2 protein-coding genes are annotated in these 2029 nt (G+C 32.2%); both read right to left on the bottom strand.

Translation table 11 applies throughout. The annotated features are described in order from the left end of the window. Positions 1–416: 416 nt before the first annotated feature. Complete coding sequence (locus F6K22_RS39565; RefSeq protein ID WP_293110504.1) at positions 417–569, bottom strand: hypothetical protein; 153 nt, start codon at positions 567–569, stop codon at positions 417–419. A 353-nt stretch (positions 570–922) separates the two neighbouring features. After that, on the bottom strand, positions 923–1915 hold the full coding sequence (locus F6K22_RS39560; RefSeq protein WP_293110506.1) for a diguanylate cyclase domain-containing protein: 993 nt from the start codon (positions 1913–1915) through the stop codon (positions 923–925). Positions 1916–2029: the final 114 nt, after the last annotated feature.

The raw sequence follows: 2029 nt of genomic DNA, 5'->3' as shown, positions 1-2029 counted from the left end.
GTTTTTGGATGGTTGCTCAAAATTCCCGTTACAAAAACAACTTTTGAGTTCTGTCAGTCCCCAACGGACGGCTCCCCTATCTTAACTTCTGAGTTTGTTAATTGCCCATCTTTAGGAGCTTGCTTAACAAACTCCTATTCTCATGGATCGTTTTGACAAAATTTACGCATCGTGTGAGAAAAAAATAGATACTTACTATTAAAAACTATCCAGGTAAGTAACTATATAAGTTAACTGATTTATATGGATATTAAGGAGGAATTACTACTACAAAATAAATCCACCTATTTCTAATCAAACAAGACTACAAATAATCATTATTATTTGCACATATTTATCAGGATTTAGCCTAAATCTTTGTTGGGCTAGGAGTGTAGATTTTGAGCAATCTAATTATATGTTCTACAAAAATTCTTTCAGCAGCCAGCTTTTCCTGATTGAGACTTTTCCTGAATGGTTAATTCTTGAGGATATGGCTTTTTTTTAGGTGTTTTTATTGCTGGTTCTCGAATATCAGCTTTATCCCCAGTAAATTTGTGTTTTTGAGCGAATTTTTGCCCTTGTTTCACGAAAAAAATTTATGTCACTTTGTTTTCCTGGTTTTCCAGCTTCTACGTCAACAATATCTTTACCGGAAGGTAACACAATTACCTGACTTTTTTTCTTTTCTGAATAATATTCTTTTTCTTGTGGATGGTTTAGCCACGAAAAATTACATTTTTTATTACTCTATCAAAATGTATTTATTTTTCACCAGATGTCTAATGAATCTAGAGATAATCAATGTTTGCTACAAACCTAGAAATCTGGATTATAACTGCTTTTTTATTATCTAAACTTCTTTATATATATGATTGAGCAATTCTAGAATTTTTATTCTCTCTTCATTCCTCCTGTCTATAGCATTTTTAACATTCTTTTTTCACAGTTGGCATGAACAATTTCGTTGTTTTTTAGCTTTATATAGTGCTTGTTCTGCTAGAGTAATTAATTCTGCCGATGAGTTATTTTCTTGCGGAACTATACTTGATATGCCAATACTAATTGTGACAAATTCATTAATGGGAGACTGACCATGGATAATTTTGAGATTTTCTACTTCCGATCTGATATTTTCAGCAAGAATCAAAGCACTTTCAGTATTAGTATTGGGTAGAATTATTGCAAATTCTTCTCCTCCATAACGAGCTAGTAAATATTCGGGAAGATTCACAATTCCCTGAATAGTTTTTGCTATTTTTTTTAGACAATCATCTCCAGTTTGATGACCATAATTATCATTGTATAATTTGAAATAATCTAGATCGCAAATGATTAAGGATAGAGGCAAATTTTTCAGTTTCATTCTCTGCCATTCTTGTTCTAGGTACTGATCGAAGCGATGGCGATTAGCTATTTGAGTTAAACCATCGAGAGTAGCAAGTAGAGATAATCTTTGATTAGCTAATTTGAGAATATATTCAGCTTTTTTACTTTGCATCACTACTCCTAAATGAGTTCCTACTATTTTCACTAAATCAATCAAATGCTGATTTTTTGCCAGAGTTTCTTTCTTCAAAAAAACCAAAATTGCTAATACCCGATCGTTCCACAAAATTGGCACAGCAAAAGCAGATTTTAATCCCATTTTTAAAGCAATATCATAACGTTGAAAAACTGTAGGTGATGTTTCAGAAATATCTTCTATCCATTCTGCATCTTGAGCTTGCCAGACTCTGCCTACTAAATCTACATTAGAAGTAAAAGTTAATCTTTTGCTATAATTTTGGAACTCAGAAAAATCCTGTGAATTAAGATAGCAAGATTGACTATATACAAGTCTAGAATTATCAGAATTAGGCAGCCAAGCTTCACCAAAATCCCACTTAATATTTGAACAAACATGGTTGAGGGTGACATCTAGTGCGGAATGAATATCTAAGGTAGCACTAATAGCTGGAGTAGTTAATAATAAAAAACGCAGTTGTTCCTCAGCACTTTGACGTTCAATAAATTCTTTTTGCAGCTCTAAATTTTTCTCTTTTAATTA

Origin of the sequence: Okeania sp. SIO2F4 (assembly GCF_010672385.1) — a bacterium.
Lineage (GTDB): Bacteria > Cyanobacteriota > Cyanobacteriia > Cyanobacteriales > Microcoleaceae > Trichodesmium.
The sequence above is the reverse complement of the archived record's forward strand: the minus strand, read 5'-3'. Positions and strand labels throughout refer to the sequence as shown.